Annotated in this window: 17 protein-coding genes and 1 other RNA gene; 3 read left to right on the forward strand and 15 right to left on the reverse strand. The window is 53.4% G+C overall.

Features of this window, described 5'->3' with window-relative positions; all coding sequences use genetic code 11:
- Nucleotides 1-2 precede the first annotated feature (2 nt).
- The 8 genes from H8K43_RS15405 to rnpB form a co-directional block, all read right to left on the reverse strand.
- On the reverse strand, nt 3-1,397 hold the full coding sequence (locus H8K43_RS15405) for a UDP-N-acetylmuramoyl-tripeptide--D-alanyl-D-alanine ligase (protein WP_186904651.1): 1,395 nt from the start codon (nt 1,395-1,397) through the stop codon (nt 3-5).
- Complete coding sequence (locus H8K43_RS15410) at nt 1,397-2,917, reverse strand: UDP-N-acetylmuramoyl-L-alanyl-D-glutamate--2,6-diaminopimelate ligase (protein ID WP_186904652.1); 1,521 nt, start codon at nt 2,915-2,917, stop codon at nt 1,397-1,399. Before H8K43_RS15410 ends, H8K43_RS15405 begins: the two co-directional genes overlap by 1 nt.
- On the reverse strand, nt 2,917-4,680 hold the full coding sequence (locus tag H8K43_RS15415; RefSeq protein WP_186904653.1) for a peptidoglycan D,D-transpeptidase FtsI family protein: 1,764 nt from the start codon (nt 4,678-4,680) through the stop codon (nt 2,917-2,919). The genes H8K43_RS15410 and H8K43_RS15415 overlap by 1 nt, the downstream gene beginning before the upstream one ends.
- Nucleotides 4,677-4,949, reverse strand: a complete 273-nt coding sequence (gene ftsL, locus H8K43_RS15420) for a cell division protein FtsL (RefSeq protein WP_186904654.1) — start codon at nt 4,947-4,949, stop codon at nt 4,677-4,679. The genes H8K43_RS15415 and ftsL overlap by 4 nt, the downstream gene beginning before the upstream one ends.
- Nucleotides 4,946-5,908 (reverse strand): 16S rRNA (cytosine(1402)-N(4))-methyltransferase RsmH, encoded by a 963-nt coding sequence (gene rsmH, locus H8K43_RS15425; RefSeq protein WP_186904655.1) that lies wholly within the window; start codon nt 5,906-5,908, stop codon nt 4,946-4,948. Before rsmH ends, ftsL begins: the two co-directional genes overlap by 4 nt.
- Before the next feature lie 9 nt (nt 5,909-5,917).
- Nucleotides 5,918-6,346: a division/cell wall cluster transcriptional repressor MraZ gene (gene mraZ, locus H8K43_RS15430; RefSeq protein WP_162020737.1), complete on the reverse strand. Its 429-nt coding sequence runs from the start codon at nt 6,344-6,346 to the stop codon at nt 5,918-5,920.
- Nucleotides 6,347-6,746: 400 nt separating this feature from the next.
- Entirely contained in the window at nt 6,747-9,965 is a 3,219-nt protein-coding gene (locus H8K43_RS15435) for an EAL domain-containing protein (protein ID WP_186904656.1), read from the reverse strand.
- A gap of 528 nt (nt 9,966-10,493) precedes the next feature.
- Nucleotides 10,494-10,844, reverse strand: an RNA gene (gene rnpB, locus H8K43_RS15440) — RNase P RNA component class A.
- A 334-nt stretch (nt 10,845-11,178) separates the two neighbouring features.
- Here rnpB and H8K43_RS15445 point away from each other — a divergent pair.
- The gene (locus tag H8K43_RS15445; RefSeq protein ID WP_186904657.1) at nt 11,179-12,885 is read left to right on the forward strand and encodes a thiamine pyrophosphate-binding protein; all 1,707 of its coding nucleotides are present in this window, start codon (nt 11,179-11,181) and stop codon (nt 12,883-12,885) included.
- Between the two features lie 96 nt (nt 12,886-12,981).
- Here H8K43_RS15445 and H8K43_RS15450 read toward each other — a convergent pair whose 3' ends face one another.
- On the reverse strand, nt 12,982-13,269 hold the full coding sequence (locus H8K43_RS15450) for a hypothetical protein (RefSeq protein ID WP_186904658.1): 288 nt from the start codon (nt 13,267-13,269) through the stop codon (nt 12,982-12,984).
- A gap of 300 nt (nt 13,270-13,569) precedes the next feature.
- On the opposite strand from H8K43_RS15450, the gene H8K43_RS15455 reads away from it, so the two are divergent.
- On the forward strand, nt 13,570-15,111 hold the full coding sequence (locus H8K43_RS15455; RefSeq protein ID WP_186904659.1) for a sigma 54-interacting transcriptional regulator: 1,542 nt from the start codon (nt 13,570-13,572) through the stop codon (nt 15,109-15,111).
- A gap of 88 nt (nt 15,112-15,199) precedes the next feature.
- Here the strand turns inward: H8K43_RS15455 and H8K43_RS15460 are convergent, their stop codons facing one another.
- From H8K43_RS15460 to H8K43_RS15470, 3 genes are all read right to left on the reverse strand, one after another.
- Entirely contained in the window at nt 15,200-15,613 is a 414-nt protein-coding gene (locus H8K43_RS15460; RefSeq protein ID WP_186904660.1) for a hypothetical protein, read from the reverse strand.
- A gap of 22 nt (nt 15,614-15,635) precedes the next feature.
- Nucleotides 15,636-17,873: a serine/threonine-protein kinase gene (locus H8K43_RS15465; RefSeq protein ID WP_186904661.1), complete on the reverse strand. Its 2,238-nt coding sequence runs from the start codon at nt 17,871-17,873 to the stop codon at nt 15,636-15,638.
- Between the two features lie 172 nt (nt 17,874-18,045).
- Nucleotides 18,046-18,228, reverse strand: coding sequence for a hypothetical protein (locus H8K43_RS15470; RefSeq protein WP_186904662.1), 183 nt, complete (start codon nt 18,226-18,228; stop codon nt 18,046-18,048).
- Nucleotides 18,229-18,514: 286 nt separating this feature from the next.
- Between H8K43_RS15470 and H8K43_RS15475 the strand changes: the two genes are divergently transcribed.
- Nucleotides 18,515-19,258: a DNA/RNA non-specific endonuclease gene (locus tag H8K43_RS15475; protein ID WP_186904663.1), complete on the forward strand. Its 744-nt coding sequence runs from the start codon at nt 18,515-18,517 to the stop codon at nt 19,256-19,258.
- 107 nt (nt 19,259-19,365) lie between these two features.
- Here H8K43_RS15475 and H8K43_RS15480 read toward each other — a convergent pair whose 3' ends face one another.
- From H8K43_RS15480 to H8K43_RS15490, 3 genes are all read right to left on the reverse strand, one after another.
- Complete coding sequence (locus tag H8K43_RS15480) at nt 19,366-20,142, reverse strand: enoyl-CoA hydratase (RefSeq protein WP_186904664.1); 777 nt, start codon at nt 20,140-20,142, stop codon at nt 19,366-19,368.
- Between the two features lie 153 nt (nt 20,143-20,295).
- Nucleotides 20,296-21,492: an acetyl-CoA C-acyltransferase gene (locus H8K43_RS15485; RefSeq protein WP_162020725.1), complete on the reverse strand. Its 1,197-nt coding sequence runs from the start codon at nt 21,490-21,492 to the stop codon at nt 20,296-20,298.
- Between the two features lie 178 nt (nt 21,493-21,670).
- Nucleotides 21,671-24,058, reverse strand: coding sequence for a 3-hydroxyacyl-CoA dehydrogenase/enoyl-CoA hydratase family protein (locus H8K43_RS15490; protein WP_162020724.1), 2,388 nt, complete (start codon nt 24,056-24,058; stop codon nt 21,671-21,673).
- Nucleotides 24,059-24,192: the final 134 nt, after the last annotated feature.

Here is a 24,192-nt window from a genome sequence, read left to right on the forward strand (position 1 = left end):
TGTTATTGTAGTGTTGATACCAATTCGGTCTGGCTCGCCAGATACTGCACGACCCTTTCCATTTTCATGAAGCGCGAGCCTTTCACCAGCACGGTGCTGTCTTTGGTGAGTGCTGCTGCCAGCGCGCTTTGCAGCGCCTCTACGCTGGCAAAATGTTGTGCACCTGTGCCATAGGCACTGACAGCATGCGCCACCAGTTCACCCAGCAAGTACAGATGGGTGATGCCGGACTCGCGTGCATAGGCACCGATTTCGGCATGGAACTGCGGTCCGTTCACACCCACCTCGCCCATATCACCGAGCACCAGCATGCGTGGTCCGGCCGACTGGCGCAGCACATCGATTGCGGCGCGCACAGAATCCGGATTGGCGTTATACGTGTCATCAATCAGCAGCGCACCATTGCTCAGGGTTTGCGCCTGCAGTCTGCCTTTCACCGGCGCAAACGCTTCCAGCCCCTGCACGATCTGCGCATCAGGAATTCCTATCGCGAGGCAGCAAGCAGCAGCAGCCAACGCATTCAGCACATTGTGTTCACCAGCCGCATGCAGACGTATGCTGAGGCTGCGGCCCTGAAAACTGGCTGTCAGCACACTACCAAATTGTTGTGGCACATAGCTGGCACTGACTTCCGCCTCAGCCTGCAAGCCAAAACGCAGGATACGGCGCTGCCCGGATTCCTTCGCATAAGCAGCCCACAAAGCGCTGTACTCATCGGCATACGGGAATACCGCTACGCCATCCTGCGGCAAGGCGCGGATGGCTGAACCATTTTCTTCTGCTACGGCCTGCACCGTTTGCATAAACTCCTGATGTTCACGCTGTGCGTTATTGACCAGCACTACGCCGGGTTGCGCCACTGAAGCCAGCAAGGCGATTTCACCCGGATGATTCATACCCATTTCTATCACCGCAGCACGATGTTGCGCAGTCAGCCCGAACAGAGTCAGCGGCACGCCGATTTCATTATTCAGATTACCGCTGGTCGACAGCCTGGCCGTTTCACCAAACGCAGTCGCCAAAATCGAGGCGATCATCTCTTTGACGGTGGTTTTACCATTACTGCCGGTCACACCGATTACAGGCAAAGTAAATTGCTGACGCCAGTAACGTCCGGTTTCTGCCAGCGCCTGTTTGGTATCCGGCACGATGATGGCAGGCAGTGCAAAATTTGCCGGTACGCGTTCGGCGATCACCGCAGCAGCACCGGAGCTGGCGACCTGTTCAAGAAAATCATGCGCATCAAAATTATCACCGCGCAGTGCCACGAACAGGTTGCCCGGCGCAATACGGCGGCTGTCGGTAGTCACGCCGCTCAGGCTGACGTCAGAAGCTAAATCTGCACTGACAGTGGCCTGGCTGAGTGCAGGCAGTAATTGCTGAAGCGTGGTTTGCATTATGAAGTCCTCTTCATGCTGGTAGCGACCGTGGCCAGCGCCAGCGAGGCGTGCTCCTGATCAGAAAATGGCCATTTTTTGCCCTGAATATCCTGATAGGTTTCATGGCCTTTACCAGCGAGCAGAATGACATCGCGGTCGCTCGCATGCTTAATCGCGTACAAAATCGCAGATGCGCGGTCTTCGATCACGTGAGCCTGACGGCGCATACCAGCCACGATCTGAGTGATGATGGCGGATGGATCTTCGGTACGCGGATTATCGCTGGTGACCACGATATGCTGTGCGGTTTCCGCCACCAGTCCCATTTGCGGACGCTTGCCCGGATCACGGTCGCCACCGCAACCGAATACACACCAGAGCTGGCCTGCGCGTTCAGTCGCGACCGGCAGCAGGGTTTCCAGGGTTTTTTGTAAGGCATCCGGTGTGTGCGCATAGTCGATCACGACCATGGCGTGACCAGGCGAGCCGAGTAACTGCATACGTCCCGGAACCGGCTCCAGTTTTTCTATCACCGCGACTGCCTTGGCAAAAGGAATGCCCTTAGCCAGCAGTACCGCAATCACAGCAAGTACATTGCTGATATTGAAGCGACCGATCAAATGCGTTTTGACCTGGGCATGACCAAATGGCGAATCCAAATGAAAGCTGGTACCGGCATGCGTAGTCTTCAAATGCGTCGCCAGCAGCGTCGCACTGCCGTCTTCAGCATTTTTTTCCAGACTATAGCTAAGCAGATTGACTTCGGGATGCTGAGCACGCATGTGCTCCAGCATCTGTGCACCGAATGCGTCATCCAGATTCACGATCGCATTTTTCAGACCTGGCCAGTCAAACAGACGCTGCTTCGCCGCTGCGTAGTTCTGCATATCGCCGTGGTAATCAAGATGATCACGGGTCAGATTGGTCAGCACTGCGGTATCAAAATGCATGGCATCCAAACGCCCCTGATCCAGACCGATAGACGAAACCTCTATCGCCAGTGCCTGTGCGCCCTGATCGCGCAATCCGCCTAAGGCACGCTGCAGTTGTATCGCATCCGGCGTGGTGAAACCGGTTTCCTGCAAATGCGCGACGCTGCCCTGCTGATACAGGCCCACACCCAATGTTCCGATCACTGCGCTATCGCATTTGAGTAAGGACAAGGCCTTGGCTATCCATTGACTGCACGAGGTCTTGCCATTGGTACCGGTGATACCGACGGTATGCATAGACTGATCCGGATGTGCATACCAGGCCGCAGCCAGTTCAGCGACACAGCTGTGTAAATCCGTCACCGCCAGATGCGGCACGGTCCAGTCGGCTTGCCAGCTAAAATCTGCTGCTTCATAGACGATGGCAGCCGCGCCCTGCTCGATAGCTTGCGCAATGAAATTGCGGCCATCGCCCTGATGGGTAAGCAGCGCGAAAAATACGTCACCCGCAAGTATCTGTCGGGAATTCGAACACAGCTGCGCATCTGCCGCATGTGTTCTGAGCCAGCTTAAGATTTCGTTCATGGAGACATCGGTGTTGATCATTACATGCTCTCCTGCACACTGTTATCAGGAATAATGCTGGTCACTGAAGAATCAGGAGGAACATTCATAGAGCGCAAAACATTGGCCGTGATGGCCGCAAATACCGGTGCGGCGACGATACCACCGTAATAGCCACCAATAGTCGGTTCATCAATCATCACCGCCACAATTACGCGTGGTCTGGAGACCGGTGCAAAACCGACGAAATCGCCTATGTATTTTTTGACATAGCGACCGCCTTCGAGTTTATGCGCAGTTCCGGTCTTACCGGCCACGCGGTAACCGGCGATACGGGCTCGGGGTGCAGTACCACCCGGCTCAGTCACAGACTCCATCATCAGGCGCATTTGCTGCGCGGTTTTTTCTGAAATCACGCGCTGACCATGCGGCATTTCTGAGGTTTTTTCAAAGGTCAAAGGAATCAAGTCGCCATTGCGTGCAAAGATGGTGTAAGCACGCGCCATCTGGATCAGCGACACCGAAACACCATGGCCATAACTCATGGTCGCCTGTTCGATAGGACGCCAGTTTTTATGATTGCGTAAGCGACCTGCGACTGCACCAGGGAAACCGATTTTTGGCTGCTGACCAAAGCCCACCGTGGTAAATAACTCCCACATTTCTTTAGGCGGCATTTGCAAAGCCATTTTGACGGTACCAATATTCGAGGATTTCTGTATTACCTGCGACACCGTCAGCGAGCCTTGTTTATGCGCATCATGAATCGTTTCTGGACCGATTTTCATCACGCCTGGCGCTGTTTCTATGATGGTGTCCGGCGTCACACGACCGGTTTCCAGCGCCCATGCGACCGGAAACGGCTTCATGGTCGAGCCGGGTTCAAAGGTATCGGTCAAAACCCGGTTACGCAATTGCGCACCGGTCAGTACCGAACGGTCATTCGGGTTATAGGTGGGCAGATTCACCAGCGCCAGCACTTCACCGGTCTGTACGTCGATCACAACCGCACCACCCGCCTTGGCCTTGTGTTTTTCGACTGCCTCTTTCAAATGAGTGAAAGCGATGTACTGGATTTTGCTGTCTATCGACAGGGTCAGTTCCTTGCCATCATGCGGTTCACGAATCGCCTGTATATCTTCAACGATGCGGCCCAGACGGTCTTTGATCACACGGCGGCTGCCCGGCTTACCGGCCAGATTTTTTTCCGAGGCCAGCTCTATGCCTTCCTGCCCGATATCTTCCACGCTGGTAAAACCAACCACGTGCGCCATCACCTCACCTTCGGGGTAATAGCGTTTATATTCTTTACGCGCTTCGATGCCTGGGATGCCCAGTGCCAGGATTTTTTCTGCCACCGGCATTTCCACCTGGCGCTTCAGATACACCAGCTGACGGTCAGAATCGAGCTTCTTACGCAAATCGGGCTCGCTCATTTCCAGCAGGCTGGCCAGCTGGCTTAATTTTTCTGCGGGCGCAGCGCGCACATCTTCCGGATCGGCCCAAATCGCACGCACCGGTACAGAAGACGCCAGCACCTGACCATTTCTGTCAGTGATTTTGCCGCGCGTGGCAGGTAATTCTATATTGCGGGTATAACGGCTGGCGCCCTGCTTTTGCAAGAAATCTGTACTTTTCACTTGCAGGAATAAGGCACGCGCAATCAGCGCAAAAAATGCGCTGAACAACAGGAACAACACCAGACGTGAACGCCAGGTCGGCAGTTTCACTTCCAGTAAAGGATTCGACGCATAGGCGACGCCGCGTGAGGCGGCAGTGCGGGACATATTGCGGCCGCGACTCATTTGACTTCCACCGCTTTCAGATACTGCGTGCGATCCGGTGTGATCGGCAGCATATTCAATTCACTGGCCGCTGTGGCCTGGATGCGCGAATGCTTACCCAGCGTGGACTGATCCAGCTTGAGCTGGGTCCATTGCAATTCGTACTGACGACTCAGGGTCTGTTCGCGCTCGAGCTCAATAAACAGGCGACGCGCCTGATATTGCGCATTGATCAGCAGCAGTGCGCAGCTGATCAGTAAGGCGGCGAGCACGATATTCAGCTTGGTCATTGCGCGCTTCCCTCCGGCAAACGCTCTGCCACACGCAAAATCGCTGAGCGGGAACGCGGATTCACGGCGATTTCCTGCTCAGACGGTTTGATACGTTCGATCAGCCGCATTTTGGGTTGCGGCAGTTCAGTCTGACGTATAGGCAAACGGCGGTCCGGTTGCTCGACCTTGACCTTAGAGGCAAAGAATTGCTTGACGATGCGATCTTCCAGCGAATGGAAGCTGATCACCGACATGCGTGCCTGCGGTGCCAGCGCCGCATAGGCGGCGTCCAGACCTACTTCGAGATCTTCGAGCTCTTTATTGATGTAAATCCGTATAGCCTGAAAGGTGCGAGTTGCCGGGTCCTTACCCTTCTCGCGAGTTTTGACGGCGTGTGCGACCAGTTGTGCAAGTTGTCGGGTTCCAGTAATGGGATCCGTTTTCCGGCAAGCAACAATCGCCTTTGCAATCTGAAAAGCAAACCGTTCTTCCCCATAATTCTTAATCACCTCCCTGATTTTTTCCTCGTCTTCTTGCGCCAGCCATTCTGCAGCAGAGATACCACGGGTGGTATCCATACGCATATCGAGTGGACCATCGGCCCGAAAACTAAAACCACGTGCGGCATCATCCACCTGCGGCGAAGAAATGCCGAGGTCGAGTAACACACCGTCTACGTGCTGAATTTGCAATTGCGCCAGCGCTTCTGTGATGGTCGCAAAACTATTGTGTACGATCGTAAAACGCGGATCGCGTATTTCTGCGGCATTGGCGATGGCCTGGGTATCTTTATCAAAAGCGATCAGACGACCGCGTTCCGATAACTTTTCCAGGATCAGGCGACTATGCCCGCCACGCCCAAAAGTGCCGTCTATATAAGTGCCATGCGCACGCTCGCCACTCAAATCGAGGGCATCCACCGCCTCGTGCAAAAGCACGGTGGTGTGCGTGAATTCTGTCGCCTGCTGATTGGTCATTGCTCGCGATCAGAAAGTGAAATTATTTAAAACATCCGGCGCACCTGCCGCTTTGGCATTGGCTTCATTCTCAGCCAGACGACCGGCATCCCAGATTTCGAAATGACTGCCCATGCCTAACAGCATGATGTCGCGCTGTATGCCCACTGCATTACGCAGCTCCGGTGCCAGCAGGATGCGCCCTGCGCTATCCATGTCGACATCGAAGGCATTACCAAGAAAAATACGTTTCCAGTCACGCGCCTGGATAGGCCAGGCAGCGATTTGTTCACGGTGGGATTCCCAGGTGGGGCGCGGAAACAGCAACAGACAACCGTCAGGATGACGGGTCAGGGTGATTTGCCCCTGATAGCGTTCGCTCAGGGCATCACGATAGCGCGCAGGAATACTCATCCTGCCTTTCGCATCGAGATTGAGTGCGGATGGACCCTGAAACACGCTATTTACCTTTTGTCTGAACTTGTACGCGGAAGTGGTTTGGTGAAGATATAAGAATGCTGGGATTTTTTCCCACAAAATTACACTTTTTCACACTAATGCCCACTTTAGAGGATGCATGAGACATGGTCAAGCAAAATTACAGGCGAAAAAAGCAATTTCTTTAATGAAGTCAATGACTTAGCTCGCAATGCAAAATGTTTCCAAAATAAAATTCTTAGATAAATGAAAGACTTACACAGCTTTGTGCAAGTGAGACCTCAGAAATAAACACAAAATGCCGGAATTTCCCGGCATTAAATTTTTACAATTTGGAAGAATTTAAGCGATCTTAGCGACGGCTTCCCGCTTTTTACAGGCGGGAAAAGCCGTCACAGCGGCGCTGGCGGCCGGTTCTGCGTCAGATGCTATCAATCGCGATAGGCTGACCGCTACTGACCTGCTTTTGAAGCAGAGTCTGGAAGTCTTTAGCAGTAATCGCTTTGCTGAAGTAAAAGCCCTGATATTCATCACAGGCAAAGTTAAGCAGGGTATCAAGCTGCATGCGTGCATCCACCCCTTCCGCGATCACCTTCAGGCCCAGCGTGTGCGCCATCGCGACGATGGCCAGCACGATCGCCGTGTCATTCGGATCATCGGGGATATCTTTGATGAAGGAGCGGTCCACCTTCACGCTGTCGACCGGGAAGCGTTTGAGGTAGGCCAGCGAAGAATAGCCAGTACCAAAATCATCAATAGACAAGGTGAAGCCCGCATCCTTGAAGCCATCCATCAGCTTGATCGCCTGTTCCCGGTTATGCATCACCATGCTTTCGGTGATTTCAAATTCGAGTGCATTGGCCGGTACGCGCCAGAAGTCGACTACGCTTTTGACCTCTTCCAGCAAGCCCATATCATTGAACTGTGAGCCGGACAAGTTAATCGCCACACGTCCGAACTGCGGGTCGGTTTGCCTGAAATTGAGCACGTCACGGCAGGCAATATCCAGCACCAGCATACCCAGACGCGGAATCAGCCCGGCCTCTTCTGCCAGCATGATGAAGTCATTCGGATACAGGATGCCGCGCTCAGGATGATTCCAGCGCACCAGCGCTTCTGCGCCAACGATCATGCCGCTGTCGACTGCGATCTTAGGCTGGTAATACACCACGAATTCACGTCGTTCCAGCGCCTTACGCAGGCGCGCCTCAAAGGCCAGCCGCTCGACGGTATGGGTATTCATTTCCGACGCATAGAACTGGTAATTATCCTTACCTTTGTTCTTGGCGCGGTACATCGCGATATCTGCATTTTTCAGCAAGGTCTGCGCATCCTTACCATCGGTCGGGAAAGTCGCAATCCCGATACTGGCGCTGAGCTGACATTCCTGTCCGTCGATTTCAAACGGCTGCGAGGCTTCATACAGCAATTTGTCGGCGATATCACCCAGGTCGCGTGGCTCATGGAACTGATCGATCAGCAGTATGAATTCATCACCACCGATACGCGCCACAATATCCGATTCACGCAAGGTATGGCGGAAACGCTGAGCCACGCTGCGCAATACTTTATCCCCCTCGTCATGACCAAAGGTATCGTTGATATTTTTAAAGCGATCCAGATCCAGGAACAGCACCGCCAGCCGGCTGCGATTCCGCTCCGCCAGCGCCAGCGCCTTCGCCAGATGCTGGTTATACAGAAAGCGGTTGGGCAAGCCGGTCAGTTCATCGTAATGCGCGAGCTGCAGGATTTTTTTCTCGGACCGGCGGCCTTCTATCGCGATACTGGCGATTTCTATCATGATCCCGATCAGGCCCATGTCTTCATCATTCAGCACAGGCTTCGCCGGAAACAGCAAGCTAAACGATCCCAGTACCTGGCCATGCTTATCCATCAGTGGCCAGGCTGTGGCCGAATTCAAATGACTAATGGCCTCCAGCTGATTTACAAACTGCATACTGGGCGCAGTCAGCAAGTCATCACTCTGGACCGGGCAGGCAACCAGCACGGCTTCGCTCCAGATACCATTCCCATGTGTGACCGGCAAACCCGACAACTGATTCAGCAGCACCTCCGGAAAGCGCTTGCCCACGCCCTGTACAAAGGTACGCTGATCGTCTGACAGCAGCTGTATGCCAGCTATCCACTGCGGGCGCATCTCTTGCACAAAGTCGCAAACCGCATTCAGTATGTAGATAGGATCTTCATTCCCGCCTATCAGCTGCAGCAAGCGGTTCTGACCTTCCAGCAGCCGCTCTGTGCTTTTGCGTGAATTGATATCACGCTCCATACAAAATACCAGCATCTCGCCATTCAATTCGACCCGGCTTAAGCTGACTTCATTGTAAAACGGCTTACCATTGCGGTTCATGACCCATTCAAAGCGCTGCGGAATACCGGCGAATGCACGGTCTACCAACAGTCTGACCAGCTCATCACGTTCAGTTTGACTGAAGCCAGTCACAGACTGTGCAGCTTGCGAAAAACAACCGACTGGCTTGCCAATAATTTGCGATTCATTATTCAGTCCCAGTAAAGTGACTGCAGCCGGATTGCAATCGACATATAAGTAATCGCGGCTGATCAGCATGATGGCGTCCTGCGCACCGGAAAACAGCAGACGGTAACGGCTTTCACTCGCATCAAACCTTGCCTTGGACTCCTGCAAGCGCCTGAGCTGTATCAGTAACAATATCGCCAGGACCAGGATGAAGATCACGGTGGTGGCAGTAAACATCGTCCTTTGACGTACCCGGCCATTCCAGTCGGCCAGGATATCGTCGATATTCCTTGCATATACCAGCGTCAGCGGCACACCGGTGATCTTACGATAGGTGTACAGGTAATCCCCTGCGCCGCCCATCAGCGGGCCGCTTTGTAATGAACCTTCGTTACTGACATCGGTAATCGCCTTCATCACGTTGCTTTGCGTGAGCGGCGCATCCAGATAGGCTTTATCAAAAGGCGCACGGGCCAGCACATTACCACTGCTGTCATGCAAAGAAATCGCCGCTGCACTGCCGCGCGCGACCAGTTCATAAAAATCCTGAAAATAGGCCAGACGGATGTCAACCTCAAGTATCGCCAATAGCTGACCATCCTCACTGTAGACATTGCGAGCCACTGGCAAAATCCACAAATCAGATTCATCCAGCCTGAGCGCGGAACCAATCGCCAGCGACCGGTCTTTAGGATTTTTCAATAAGGTAGAAATATGCGTCTGACTATGGCGCTGAAGATTTTTTTCTGTCGTCATCTGTTCAGCCGGACGACTCGCAACTTCACGCAGACCGGCGCTGTTATAGACCGATACCGCATAGATAAACTGGGTTTCCTGATGCTGAGTGCGCAGAATTTTTTGCAGCCTGGCTTCCTGCTCAACGCTGCCAGGATTTTGACGGATTTCTGCACCGATCAGCTCCATTTCACGCAGGGCTTCACTCAAAGCCCGGCCCGCATGCTCTTCCAGGATGCGTACCGTGAAATAGCTATTCTGCTGTGCATCGGCCAAGGTCAGGCTATGGTCTTCGCGCACCGACCACCAGCTTTGCGCAATGATGACGAACAACACTAACGCGATGCAAATGACAAAGGCCATCAAGGGCACATCGCGCACTTTTTTAATCCCTGTTGTCTCCATGCGTTTCGTTTTTATGTGTTGTAGGACTGATGCAAAACCGCCCCAGCAAGGTTATAGCTCAAGGTTACGCCTGTACACTGCGTACTGCCTGCGCCGCCAAGGTGCAGCCAGCGTTTCAGGCAATATGTTACCTGCTGGTGTAACGGACATCGCTTACCAGGGAAGTTTCCCAAAGCACCAAAGAGTTTTTTAGCCTTGCCGGGACAATTTTGCGTAAGTCCTATGTTGTAATGAGTAGCTTTTTACGTCGAAGCTTGTTATCAGACACGGCAGACCCGGCAGACCCGGTACACCAGCTGCCACGCTGCATACTGCGACATACAGCTGCGATGGCAGCAGGAAAACGGCTAAGTGTAACACCAGTGATTTTGATTTTGCCTGAAACTTTGGACTGAAACTTCGATTTATCTCATCCTGAGCGTGAGCAGCGGTGAAATAGACCGGAAAGCGGGATGCGCGGGCTGATTTGCCCATGTGCTGCGGCCCTCAGCCCTAAGCTGCGCCGCACCGTGACAAGAAGTGAATTAGAAGTAAAGCAGGCCGGTAGGCCGGATTCTGTTACGGTCTTTCATATTGCTATGAGCGACTATGACAATCATTCCTCTAGGCGACGGATTGCTCCGCCGCTCAAGCTTTCTACCCGCACGCTCCGCGAGCCACATCAACGCGTGCCTATTTGAAATTGCTCCGGGTGGAGGTTACCGCGTTTCACCGTAACTAAATACGCTCGTCTCTGTGGCCCTATTCCTCGTCTTATATCGCAAGCTAAGCCTGCGACTTTCAACGTACGGCCGTTAGCCGTCACCCTGCTCTGTGGAGTCCGGACCTTCCTCCCGTCACCACATTGCTATGGCAACCAGCGATTGTCTGGCCTGCTTCGGGCGCTATTGTAACCGAAAGCAGGCCATCCCGCCCTGATTATCCACGCCGCGCCCTGATAGCGCCGCCATCCCGGCTAAGACCAGTTGATTGCCGTTGTTGTGATTTCCCTACGCCCGCACAGAGCTGAAATGACTGATTTTCAAATAGAAGACCTATATTCCATGCGGCTTTCCAAGCCAAAATGGCCTGTCATCCAGTCTGTATCAGGGCTATGGATTCCATTCCAAATATGGCGCAGTTTCTGGTAGCGTACGGTTTCCTTTGATAAAACACAGGCTTACCCAAACTTGCTGCGGCAGATCAGGTAAGACCAACAACGATAAAAAATAGAATGAAGACATTACGCTCTGGTGGTCAGTTGGTGGTGGACGCATTGCGCGTACACGGAGTTGAGACAATTTTTGGTGTACCCGGCGAGAGTTACCTGCCGGTGCTGGATGCGCTGCATGACAGCGCGATACGCTTCATCATTAACCGCCAGGAAGGCGGCGCGGCATTTATGGCCGATGCCTATGGCAAGATGACAGGCAAGCCCGGCATCTGCTTCGTCACGCGCGGACCGGGTGCCACCAATGCCTCGATAGGCGTGCATACCGCGTATCAGGATTCGACGCCGATGATCTTATTCATCGGCCAGGTCGGCAATGATTTTGTGGAACGCGAAGCCTTTCAGGAAATCGATTACCGCCGCATGTTTGGTCCTATGGCGAAATGGGTGGCGCAAATAGACCGTGCCGACCGTGTGCCCGAATACATCGCGCGCGCCTTCCAGGTTGCCACCAGTGGCCGCCCTGGCCCGGTGGTGCTGGCACTGCCGGAAGACATGCTGGCCCAGACCGTGGAAGTCGCAGACACCCTGCATTACACGCCGGTACAGGCTTACCCTTCACCAGCACAACTAAGCCAGTTGCGCAGCATGCTGGAGGCGGCTGAGCGCCCTGTGCTGATACTGGGCGGCAGCGGCTGGGATCAGACCGCCTGCACGCAGTTGCGTGAATTCGCAGAACTGAATCATTTGCCGGTCGCCTGCGCTTTCCGCTTCCAGGATTTGCTGGACAATGCGCATCCTAACTACATCGGTGATGTCGGCATCGGCATCAACCCACAGCTGGCAAAACGCATACAGCAAGCCGATCTGGTGATCGCAATCGGCCCACGTCTGGGTGAAATGACGACCGGTGGCTATACCCTGCTGGAAGCCCCGATACCCAAACAAACACTGGTCCATGTACACAGCGATGCGCTGGAACTGGGACGCGTGTATCAGGCACCGCTGATGATCAACAGCGGCATGAAGGAATTCGCGCATGCGCTGTCTGAACTCAGCAAACAGGGCAAGTTAGCAAGCGCCGCCCGCTGGCAGCAAAGCGTGGCTGAAGCCAAGGAAGAACTGCATGCCTGGCAGCAGGAACCCGCCATTTTTGCCAAAGAAAATGCGCCGCTCAATCTGTGGCAAGTGGTACAGGACATCATGCGCCTGGCACCGGTTGACAGCATCATTACCAATGGCGCAGGCAATTACGCGACCTGGGCCCATCGTTACTTCCGTTATGCCGGCATGCGCACCCAGCTGGCACCGACTTCAGGCGCGATGGGTTACAGCGTGCCGTCCGGCGTGGCCGCCAAGCTCACCGCACCGGAACGCTGCGTGATCACATTTGCGGGTGATGGGGAATACATGATGAATGGTCAGGAGCTGGCCACCGCCGTGCAATACCGCGCCGGCATCGTCATCATCGTGTTTAACAATGGCATGTACGGCACCATACGCATGCATCAGGAGAGGGAATTCCCGGAACGGGTGTCCGGCACGGAATTACATAATCCTGATTTTGCCGCGCTGGCGCGTGCCTATGGTGCGAGTGGAGAAACCGTATTGACGACGGCAGAATTTGGCCCGGCACTGGAACGCGCGCTGCAGCACACCCGTGACCACCAGTTGCCTGCGCTGATAGAATTGCGCTATGACGGCAATCTGATTACGCCGGGCGCGAGTCTGATGCAATTGCGTGCGCAGGCCAAAGCCAGCGGGAGATAAGTCATCGGAATAAGTCAGCAAAAAATCCTGCCATGATCGCGTAAAGACCAACGCCGCATACGCTCAAGCGTTGCGGCGTTTTCTCTTGCGGCAAAATCAGGATGCGCGAAAAGTCTTCAGCGCTGAATTCCAGGCAAACTCATCGGCATACGGTGCTTTTTGTCTGAGTACGTCCAGACATTCCTGCGTTTCCATCACCTTATCCTCCAAGGTATCCAGTTCTTCAAACTGGCTCAGCAATTCCTGATGCACGTTAGCGTAATACACATCATCCAGGATCAGACGCAGCGTCATTTGACGTGTTAATTTTAGTTTTCTGTGCAAGTACAAGACGCTGATCGCCAGAATCAGAATGACTGTTCCAGATAACAGATGTACCGGCATGCTTTTCTCCTGTGTATTCGTTCAAAATAAGCTCAATATCAGTTCCAAATGAGGGCATGCAAATTGCATGTTCCACCCGGCTGCTGTCAATCTACTGTAAAGCTGTCGGCTCAGACAGCAAAACTAATGCCAGCTTTAATGTCAGTGGCAAAGACAGCAATGTCAGCAGCTAACTCGTCCGGGGCATCTGGACAGCGCGTAACATGCGCTGCGGAGCAGCTGCTTTTATATGTAAATTGACATGACAGGCAATGAAATTTACATTCACTGCTTTACATGTATTTTCAAGAAAAGGTCTCCATGAGTTTCAGCGATCACACCATGACCTCTCCTTCTCTGCTGGTCGCAGGCAGTAACAGTCCGATGCTGGGGCTGACCATCGCCTGGCATCCGGACAGCAATCGCGTCGGCGAGCAGTTTATCGTTGCTGATCCCCAGGCCGAAATGGAGCTGAGCCGCTTCAGCCCCGCCTTCCGGCTGGCTGGCAAAGATGCACTGCCACTCGGTCATGGCGGCATATCGCGCGAGGCGCTGCGCATACAACGCAATGGCGATCAGGGTGTACTGATTACGCCGCCCGCCAGCCGTATGGTGGTCGAAGTCAATGGCGTACCTATCCATGCCGCGGTTCACATCACGCAGGAACAACTGAGCAAGGGTCTGATACTCGGACTCGGGCGCGCCGTGCTGCTTTGTCTGCACTGGATGCAATGCCTTCCTAAGATGAATGAGATGGAAGGCGTGATCGGTGTTGGCAGCAGCGCGATACTGCTGCGCGACCAGATCCGTCAGGTGGCCAATACCGATTTCCCTGTGCTGCTGCTGGGCGAGACCGGCACCGGTAAAGAAATTGCGGCACGAGGTATACATCAGCACAGCCAGCGTCGTCACAGCCAGATGGTGACCGTCAATATGGCGGCCTTGAACGAATCACTGGCCGCCGCCGATTTGTTTGGCGCAGCGCGTGGCGCATACACCGGCGCACAACAGGCACGTAAGGGCTTATTTGCCGAAGCGGAAAACGCCACCCTGTTTTTAGATGAAATCGGCAATACCCCGGCCAGCATACAACCCATGCTGCTACGGGTATTGGAAACCGGCGATTACCGGCCACTCGGCGCGGCCCAGGATTTACATGCCAGTGCACGCCTGATCGCAGCGACCGATCAGGATTTATACGGTGAGAATTTCAATCAGGCCTTGTTACGCCGTCTGGAAAGTTTTGTGATTCATTTGCCGCCACTGCGTGAACGCCGCGAAGACATCGGTGTACTGATCCTGTATCTGCTCAAGCAAAATAAACTCGAGTATCCGGTGAGCTTACCCACTTCACTGATCAGCGACTTATTGATTTACGACTGGCCAGGCAATATCCGTCAGCTCAGTCATGTACTGCGCCGCATACTGCTTGCACTGCAGGCCGGGCAGCCCGCCGACTTCCATCAGCTGGTCGGCGCCAGCAAAGAGCGCAGCAGCATCGCATCAGCTAAGCCAGTCACACCCACGGCGAGCCTTGCAACGAAAGGCATAGAGGCACCGCCTGCGGTACGTAAGAAACTGGCTGACCTGAGTGAAGACGATGTACTGCAGGCGATGGTACAACATGACTGGTATATCCAGGGCGCAGCGCAGGAACTGGGTATTTCGCGGCCCTCCATGTATAAATTGCTGGAGCAGCATAGCCAGATACGCAAAGCAGAACAGATACCGGTCGCAGAATTACGCGCCGTGCTGGATGCAAGCCAGGGCATCATCGAGCAAGCTGCCCACAAACTCAAAACCCCAGCCGAAAGCCTGCGCCGTTACGCACGCATCATCGCGATTAGCGCACTCAGCGGATAAGCTGCTGGCCTGATCGCCTTGCTCGTCGCAGTAAGAATGAAAACAAAAAAACCGGCCTCAGCCGGTTTTTTTATCCATGCAGTACAGATCAGATTGGACCCGGGCCCATTCCCGTCCCTACGTCTGCTTCAGGATCAATCAGGAAAGGGATGCTGATCGCTGCATGACCAAAGGTCAGGGTTGCCTGATAGGTACCCGTGATCACGAAGCTCCAGTTACCGGACTGTCTGTCGACGGTAAATGTATCGCCTTCTTTCACTGGAAATTTAAATCCCTCCTGCCCGGCAAATGGATTCAGTGGCAAATCATTTGCCAGCGGGCGCCAGTACATCGTACCATCCAGGACTTCACGTCCTTTAAATGAGAAACTAAGCGTGTCACCGTAAGCCAGCGGGGGCATGGTATTCAAAGGCAGGATATCCTTGCCATCCAAGAAGATCAGAAAAGATGGCGTGGTACCGCCGTATCTCAAATCCACAGTAAATACATAATTCTTTGCCATTCAGACTCCGCAATATTAAGTTCTACTTCAAATAAGCCGGATCACGGCGCAGGGCCATTAAATCCGGTTCCGCTTCTATTAACTTGAGCGAGACGCCAAGTTGCACAGCTTTTTTAACCTCAACCAAAGCCTGCTGCCTGTTACCTAGCAATTCATATGCCAGACAGGCATAAAAATGTATTTTCCCATTGTTAGGCGCCAGTTCCAGCGCATGCCGCATATGGCGCACCGACTCTTCTTTTTGGCCCAGCCTTGCGTTGTATAAGCCCATCCGATACAACAGCGTCACATTTTCAGGCGCACGCTGCAATTGCGGCATCAATAATTCCCTGGCTTTCAGATAAGCATTGCGCGCTTCTGGCTTACGGCCAGGTATCCATAGCAAAGTATCCGCCAGATTGGCCCAATACACATAATTGGCAGGATTCCCCTTGTCGGGTGCCACGGCCAGCTCGAACGCACTGGCAGCCCCCAGATAATCAGCCTTTTGAAATAAAGCGAAACCCAGCGCCGTATTCAGCCTGCCACTGGAGCGTATCTGTAAGCCCTGCTGAAGGACGTGTAGTGCATCTTCTGTTCGACCCTGAGCGCTCAAGGTCGCACTCAGATTTGCGTAGGCATTCACTGCGTCAGGTTGCAAACGTATACTGTCACGGAAGGCTTGTTCGGCAGAGGTGTAGTTACCAACAGTGTAATATGTCGTGCCCAAACTATCGGCAAATAAACGATCGTTTGGAAAGCGTTTACGTCCTTCCTGCGCAAAATTACGTGCATCTTCCAAACGCCCCAAAAACAAAAGAGCTTCAAACTTCCCATACCAGGCAAAGCAATTCATTACATCCAGTGAAAGGGCTTTATCGAAAATCTCCAACGCTTCTTTTCCGCGTCCTTTATTCATTTGAAAAAAACCATTGGCAGCATGCGCAATAGCGAGATTTGGACTAAGCTTCAGCGCATGCTGCACACTCGCATCTGCCTTGCTTAGCCAGATTTCATCTTTCTCATCACTGGTATAGCGAAGACTGTACACCAGTGCTATGCCAGCCATGGCAGCTGCGTTTTCGGGGTTGTGCCTGAGTATGGTTTCAAAATGCTTAGTCGCTTTATTCAGGTTACCCGGGCGGTCAAACAACTGCACAGCCTGTATGCCTTGCTGCATACTCAATGCTTCTGAATACGGTTTGAGCAGACTGAAATTATCTTCCAGATAAGGATAAGTCTTCCATACGACCAAGCTCAGTACTGCCATGACGCCGACGATACCGATATAACGTCGCCAGGAAGCCGAGAGTATCTGACTTTGCCCGGAAATCAGCTGGGCAGGCGCAGCGACTGGCAGCGTATCGGATACTGTCGTGCGGGCAAGCATGCCGCTGGCATCCGCATGCTCCAGCAAGTCTTGCATGCGTTCCAGCACTGCTGCCATGCCCACAATCCGGCGCTCAGGCTGGCGTGCCGTCATGCTGAGTATCAGTTGTACGACCGTGGTTTCTAACTGTGGCGGAAAGCTCCAGCTGTCGGAATTGGATTGCATATGTGCTGCTGCCAGTGCCAGCCCCTGTAATTCCGGAAAGGGCCGGTGACCAGCCACGGCCTCATACAACATCACACCGAGCGCATATACATCAGCCTGCGCATCGGCGGCGCGTCCTAACAAACGCTCCGGCGCCATGTAAGCAATCGTTCCTTGCGGATCCGCATAACTGACCGAACCGGTGGCCTGGGCATCGTCTTGCGAAGCCAGTCCAAAGTCCAGAATGCGTACACGGCCCGAAGCTTCCACCATCAGGTTCGAGGGCTTGAGATCGCCGTGTACCAAGCCAGCCTGATGCGCAATCTGCATCGCGGCCGCCACCTGCACCAGCCATTCGATTGCACGTAGCGCCGATACCGGGCCTTGCTGCATGAACTGCTTCAGGGTTTTCCCCTGTACCAGCTCCATCACAATAGCGGCCGGGGAGACATCATCTTCAATCGCAAATATCTGCACAAAGGCGGCATGTTTGAGCGAGGCGGCCAGGCGCGCTTCTTTGAGCAGCTTAGTGCTTGCCGGGCCAGATTCCTGACTGTCGATTTTCAGCTGTTTGATCGCGACATGGCGGCACAGCTTAGGGTCCCAGGCCTGAAAGACATGACCGAAGCCACCTTCACCCAGCCGCCCCTCGATCTGATAGTGCTTGTAATAATGCTGTGACGCTAACTGGGCCGCGTTGTCCGCATCGCTTGCGCCGCTGATCGTCACTGTAGGCTGGTTTTGCATGTGGTTTCAGAAATAAGTCCAGTGTGAAGTTGTGTTCTGCCTGCGCCAGCTACACGCAAACGATGTCAACAATTGCCATATGATAAGCATTTTATATGTAAATAACATGTCAATGAGAAATATGACTTGAAGTTGCCATCTGCTTGGCCAGCTTTGCGCCCCATGCTATTGCTCAATCCTCGCCCAGACCATTGCGCGACCTGGCGAGGGCCGAACGTAATTGTTGCTTTTGCTTACGCCTGTCCTCACGCAAAGGATGCGGCCCGCTATGGGCTCCGGCATTGCGTAAGCGCGCCGCCAGCGCATGCGGATTACGTGGCTTAGCCAGCGCAGATTGCAAATTTTTGCGTTTCATAGCGAAAAAATTCCTCTTTCAATTTCATCTGTTACGGCTGCGACAAGGATTTCTTTTGGCTATCCCGCGTAACTGAAGCATAAGCAGATTATCAATATTTACTCTAATTAACATTATCTTTCACGGAATTCAATCTTTCTTTTCTTATATTGCTGGACTTCAATAGATTTCTCGGTAGAATCTTGCACCGATACAAACATGCTGTATTGGAGACAATCCTGTCCCTGGATTATCCGCCGGATACGCATGCAGTAACCCCGTTTTTTGTCCTCTGAATTGCCCAGATATGTTCAAGAAGTTTGCTTTAAGACTGGTACTCGCTGCCGCAACCAGTATGGCCAGCGTCGTCAGCGTTGCCAGTGCCACTACTCCGTTTTCAGATTGCCCTCAGTTTTTTGCCAAAGAAACTGCACCTGTGATTCCGAATGCGCATCAGCTCAACACCCGGCCTCTGTGTTTTTCCAAGTTTGCGGTCATGCATTCCGGTAAAAGCCGCACCCCATTGTACGTCGCAGAAAAGCTGAACCGGCGCAGTGTGCTGGATGCCCAGGATAAGGAAAGAACCAATCGTTTCTTTGCCGATGCGCGTTTACCACGCGCAGAACGGGCCGAGCTGGAGGATTACAAAGGTTCTGGTTTTGACCGTGGTCACATGGCACCGGCTGGTGATATGGCGAGTGATGAAGGCATGGCGCAGAGCTTTTCTCTGGCGAATATGGTGCCGCAAGCGCCGGAAAATAATCGCAAGACCTGGGCCAATATCGAAAAAGCTGCACGCAAATACGCAATGCGCGCCACCGGCGATGTCTATATCGTGACTGGCCCGGTATTCGACACCCAGCCACAAACCATAGGCAGGAACCAGGTCTGGGTACCTAAGTATTTATACAAACTGATGTATGACCCGTCTGAAAAACGGGCCTGGGCGTATTGGGTGGAAAACGCTGACGATGCCAAAGCGGGCAAGCCTATCAGCTATGAAGAACTGGTGAAACGTACCGGCATCCAGTTCCTGCCCGGCATACTGTAAATCCGACAGCCAGGCTCAGAATGTGCATAAGGCCAGCATGATGCTGGACTTATTCACATATTCGTTGGTGCGGCGACCGCAAACCTGAGTTACAGCTCAGTGTCAGCTTAGTTGAACTGACTGAAATCCGGCTTACGTTTTTGGAAGAAGGCCATGAAGGCTTCACGCGCTTCCGGTGCTGCCAGCATCGCAGCGAAATGCTGGTTTTCCTCTGCCATCTTGGCTTGTATCGCGGCTGGCTGGTTCGCCTTCATCAGACGTTTAGTGACGCGGATGGAAGCAGCTGGCAAAGCGACCAGTTTAGCAGCAACCTGCTGCGCATAAGGCAGTAACTCAGCCAAAGGCAATACCTTGTTCACAAAGCCCATCTCCAACGCTTCCTGTGCGCTGAAGGCCTCGCCCAGCATCAGTTTTTCTGCTGCACGCTGATAACCGACGATTTGCTGGAACACCATGCTGGATGCGAATTCCGGGCACAGACCCAGTTGCGTGAAAGGCATGGACAGCTTGGCATTATCGGCCAGATAAATCAGGTCACAATGCATGAGCAGAGTGGTACCGATACCCACTGCTGCGCCGGACACGGCTGCGATGACCGGTTTGCTGGATTCATTCAGCGCCTGCATGAATTGGTACACCGGCGGTACCGCAGTGCTGGTGGCAAAGCTGCTGGCGTTTTTCATGAAGTCTTCCAGATCATTGCCCGCCGTGAAAATCTCTGGCTGGCCGGTGATCAGGATGGCGCGCACTGCGCTATCGGTTTCCGCTGCACGCAAGGCATCGGCCATGGTCTGGTACATGCTTTGGGTGATCGCATTCTTTTTTTCCGGACGATTGAACTGTATGGTCAATACGCCTTGTTCGGTCTGAGTCTGAATATCCATGTTGTGTCCCGTTATATGTTCTGTGATGTTCTGTAATGTGTTTGCACGTCTGGCATTGTAGCGTCAGCGGTCAGCGCCTGCGCGGACTTTGGGTCTGAAAAAAAACCGCACAAATCGCTCTGTGCGGTTTTTCTCAGAACCCAATGCGGACTATCAGCAGCGTTCGAAAATACCTGCTGCGCCCATACCGGTACCCACGCACATCGTGACCATACCGTATTTCAGGTTGTTACGATGCAGCGCATGGATAGTGGTTGCGGAACGGATGGCACCGGTTGCACCGAGTGGATGGCCCAGAGCGATCGCGCCGCCCATAGGATTGACCTTGGCTGGGTCCAGACCCAGATCCTGCACCACGGCCAGCGATTGTGCTGCAAACGCTTCATTCAGTTCAAACCAGTCGATCTGATCCTGAGTGATGCCAGCGGCACGGCAAGCAGCCGGAATCGCTTCTTTAGGACCAATACCCATGATTTCCGGTGGTACGCCACGTACTGCGAAAGACGCGAAACGTGCCAGCGGTGTCAGGTTGAACTGCTTGAGGATTTTTTCGCTAACGATCAGCAAAGCACCTGCGCCGTCGGAAGTCTGGGAGCTGTTACCGGCAGTGACAGAACCTTTGGCAGCGAACACTGGCTTCAGACGTGCCAGGCCTTCGATGGTGGTGTCTGGACGTGCGCCTTCATCACGGCTCACAGTGCGGGTTTTCAGTTCGATTTCGCCAGTGATCAGATTTGGTACACGGTCGATGATGTCCACGGAAGTGGTTTCTGCATCGAAGTAACCCGCATTCTGCGCAGCGATCGCGCGCTGGTGCGATTGCAGCGCAAATGCATCCTGCGCTTCACGCGAGATTTTCCATTGCTGTGCGACTTTTTCAGCTGTCAGACCCATGCCGTAAGCCATGCCGACGTTTTCGTCGTTCAGGATCGCCATGTTCATGGATGGGTTGCTGCCCATCATAGGCACCATAGACATGGATTCCACACCAGCTGCGATCATCACATCAGCCTGACCAACACGGATACGGTCCGCTGCCATCGCCACGGCAGTGATACCGGATGCGCAGTAACGGTTGATGGTGACGCCACCGATGGTATTCGGCAAACCAGCCAGCAATACGCCCATACGTGCCAGATTCAGACCCTGTGCGCCTTCCGGGAAGGAGCAGCCAACAATCGCGTCTTCAACCAGTTTAGGATCCAGATTCGGTACCTGTGCCATAGCCGATTGCAGTACGCGCACCAGCAGATCATCCGGACGGGTGTTACGGAACATACCGCGACCGGATTTACCGATAGGGGTACGGGTAGCAGAGACGATATACGCGTCTTGGAGTTGTTTAGTCATTTTTGATTACCTCAATTCGTTAAGGTCAGCTCAGGCTTAATCTTCAAAAACCCCTCACCACAGAGGCACAGAGACACAGAGGAAAAACAGAGGAAGTCAACACTACAGGGTGCTCTCTGTGCCATCTCTGTGTCTCCGTGTCTCTGTGTCCAAGGGTTTTTGGTCTTTAAGCTTTTAATTAGTTACGTACTGGTTTGCCGGTTTGCATCATGCCCATGATGCGCTCTTGCGTTTTCGGATGATTCAGCAATTCCATAAACGCTTTACGCTCCATATCGAGCAACCATTGTTCGCTGACCAGACTGCCATTGTCGATATCGCCACCGCAAACTACTTCTGCAATCATCTTGCCGAGTTTGAAGTCATGCGCAGAGATGAAGCCACCGTCACGCATATTGATCAACTGTGCGCCTATGGTCGCGATGCCATGACGGCCAGTGACAGGTACCAGTTTTTTCATCGGTGCGCGGTAGCCTGCATCGAACATCGCACGAGCCTCTACTTTCGCTACATGCAGCAACTCATAAGGGTTGAACACGATTACGTCGCTATCAGACAGGTAACCCATTTTCTTCGCTTCCAGCGCAGATTTGGAAACCGCTGCAGTCGCTGCATTGGTGAAGTAGTTCTTCAGGAATTGCAGCAAGTCTGTGCCTTTGGCATCCGCTGCAGCACGTACTGCGGCTTCTTTCAGACCACCACCGCCAGGAACCAGACCAACGCCGACTTCTACCAGACCGATGTAGGATTCGATCGATGCCACACGCTTCGCAGCATGCATCATCAATTCACAACCGCCACCCAGTGCCAGACCGGAGACCGCAGCCACGACCGGGATGTTCGCGTATTTCAGTGCCTGATGGGCATTTTGCAGACGGGAGATCGCAGGCTCAATCGCCTTGATGCCACCGGACATGAACAGCGGCAGCATCGCTTGCAGATCAGCACCGGCAGAGAATGCACCGCCATCGGCTGCATCCGCACTCCAGATCACCAGACCTTTGAAATTCTTCTCGGCTTCAGCGATGGCTTTTTCCATGCCTTCGATCACGCCTGGGCCAATCACGTGCATCTTGGTTTTCATGGACAGGATCAGCACATCATCGTTCTGATGCCAGATGCGGACCGATTCATCTTCGAAGAAAGTCGTGCCTGCATTGGCACCGCTTTCTGCGCCTGCACCCAGTACCGGTGCACGGAATACCTGACGGTCATATACCTTGAGTGCAGAGCGTGGTACATAGCTGCTGCTGACTGGCGACCAGGAACCTTCTGCGCTGTGGACGCCGGTGCGGCCATCGAATACCCAGGCTGGCAATGGTGTGTTGCACAGTGCCTTGCCTGCTTCGATATCTTCTTTGACCCAGCCTGCCACTTCCTGCCAGCCAGATGCCTGCCAGGTTTCAAACGGACCCACGTTCCAGCCAAAGCCCCAGCGCATTGCGAAGTCGATATCGCGTACATTGTCAGCGATCGTTGCGCCATGCACAGCGATGTAGTGGAAAGCATCGCGGAAAATCGCCCACAGGAACTGTGCCTGTACATGGCTGGATTCACGCAGAGTCTTCATTTTCTTGACCGGATCTTTTTCCTTGAGCATACGCGCAACTACGTCGTCTGCCTTGGCTCCACCCGCTACATATTCGCCGGATGCGAAATCCAGACGCTGGATGTCTTTACCGACTTTTTTGTAGAAACCGGCACCGGTCTTGGAACCCAGCGCGCCCGCCGCTACCAGCTTAGCCAATACGTCCGGCGTTTTGTAGACAGCGAAGAAAGGATCATCCGCCAGGTTGTCCTGCATGGTTTTGATTACATGACCCATGGTGTCCAGACCAACGACGTCCGCAGTACGGAAAGTACCGGAAGAAGCACGGCCCAGTTTTTTACCGGTCAGGTCATCCACTACGTCTACGGTCAGACCAAATTTTTCTGCTTCATAGATGGTGGCCAGCATACCGAAAATACCAACGCGGTTAGCGATGAAGTTCGGTGTGTCTTTAGCGCGTACCACGCCTTTACCCAGCGTAGTGGTCAGGAAGCCTTCGAGCTGGTCGATGATCTCAGCACGGGTAGACACGGTAGGTATCAGTTCCACCAAATGCATATAGCGTGGTGGATTGAAGAAGTGTACGCCGCAGAAACGGGCTTTCAGTTCTGCCTCGAAGCCTTCAGACAAGGCAGTGATGGACAGACCGGAAGTATTCGATGCGAAGATCGCATTTGGCGCAATGTGTGGAGCAACCTTTTTGTACAGGTCATGTTTCCAGTCCATGCGCTCAGCGATGGCTTCAATAATCAGATCGCAGCCAGCCAGTACATCGAGGTTGTCTTCGTAATTGGCGACTTCGATTAATGCTGCATCATCTTTGTTACCCAAAGGAGCAGGATTGAGTTTTTTCAGGTTTTCTATCGCGCGCAGAACGATGCCGTTTTTTGGACCTTCTTTTGCTGGCAGATCGAACAGGACTACAGGTACTTTTGCATTGACGCAGTGAGCGGCAATCTGCGCACCCATCACGCCAGCGCCCAGAACAGCGACTTTTTTAACGATGAAATTGGTCATTTTTAACCTCGGTTGAAATTCGTAAAACAACGAAAAGCAAATTATCTGTGAATGATCTTTTCCCTCAACAGCGGGTTGAACCGACAGGCCGCGCATCGCGCAGCCTGTCAATCCGGAAGATCATGGTGTGTTAT

Origin of the sequence: Cognatundibacterium curvum, from assembly GCF_014284235.1 — a bacterium.
In the GTDB taxonomy this organism is placed as follows: domain Bacteria; phylum Pseudomonadota; class Gammaproteobacteria; order Burkholderiales; family Burkholderiaceae_D; genus Undibacterium; species Undibacterium curvum.

Excerpts from the sequence above, each read along its gene's own strand:
- H8K43_RS15405 (WP_186904651.1), bottom strand. The coding sequence starts at position 1,397 with ATGCAAACCACGCTTCAGCAATTACTGCCTGCACTCAGCCAGGCCACT.
- H8K43_RS15410 (WP_186904652.1), bottom strand. The coding sequence starts at position 2,917 with ATGATCAACACCGATGTCTCCATGAACGAAATCTTAAGCTGGCTCAGA.
- H8K43_RS15415 (WP_186904653.1), bottom strand. The coding sequence starts at position 4,680 with ATGAGTCGCGGCCGCAATATGTCCCGCACTGCCGCCTCACGCGGCGTC.
- ftsL (WP_186904654.1), bottom strand. The coding sequence starts at position 4,949 with ATGACCAAGCTGAATATCGTGCTCGCCGCCTTACTGATCAGCTGCGCA.
- rsmH (WP_186904655.1), bottom strand. The coding sequence starts at position 5,908 with ATGACCAATCAGCAGGCGACAGAATTCACGCACACCACCGTGCTTTTG.
- H8K43_RS15435 (WP_186904656.1), bottom strand. The coding sequence starts at position 9,965 with ATGGAGACAACAGGGATTAAAAAAGTGCGCGATGTGCCCTTGATGGCC.
- H8K43_RS15445 (WP_186904657.1), top strand. The coding sequence starts at position 11,179 with ATGAAGACATTACGCTCTGGTGGTCAGTTGGTGGTGGACGCATTGCGC.
- H8K43_RS15450 (WP_186904658.1), bottom strand. The coding sequence starts at position 13,269 with ATGCCGGTACATCTGTTATCTGGAACAGTCATTCTGATTCTGGCGATC.
- H8K43_RS15455 (WP_186904659.1), top strand. The coding sequence starts at position 13,570 with ATGAGTTTCAGCGATCACACCATGACCTCTCCTTCTCTGCTGGTCGCA.
- H8K43_RS15460 (WP_186904660.1), bottom strand. The coding sequence starts at position 15,613 with ATGGCAAAGAATTATGTATTTACTGTGGATTTGAGATACGGCGGTACC.
- H8K43_RS15465 (WP_186904661.1), bottom strand. The coding sequence starts at position 17,873 with ATGCAAAACCAGCCTACAGTGACGATCAGCGGCGCAAGCGATGCGGAC.
- H8K43_RS15470 (WP_186904662.1), bottom strand. The coding sequence starts at position 18,228 with ATGAAACGCAAAAATTTGCAATCTGCGCTGGCTAAGCCACGTAATCCG.
- H8K43_RS15475 (WP_186904663.1), top strand. The coding sequence starts at position 18,515 with ATGTTCAAGAAGTTTGCTTTAAGACTGGTACTCGCTGCCGCAACCAGT.
- H8K43_RS15480 (WP_186904664.1), bottom strand. The coding sequence starts at position 20,142 with ATGGATATTCAGACTCAGACCGAACAAGGCGTATTGACCATACAGTTC.
- H8K43_RS15485 (WP_162020725.1), bottom strand. The coding sequence starts at position 21,492 with ATGACTAAACAACTCCAAGACGCGTATATCGTCTCTGCTACCCGTACC.
- H8K43_RS15490 (WP_162020724.1), bottom strand. The coding sequence starts at position 24,058 with ATGACCAATTTCATCGTTAAAAAAGTCGCTGTTCTGGGCGCTGGCGTG.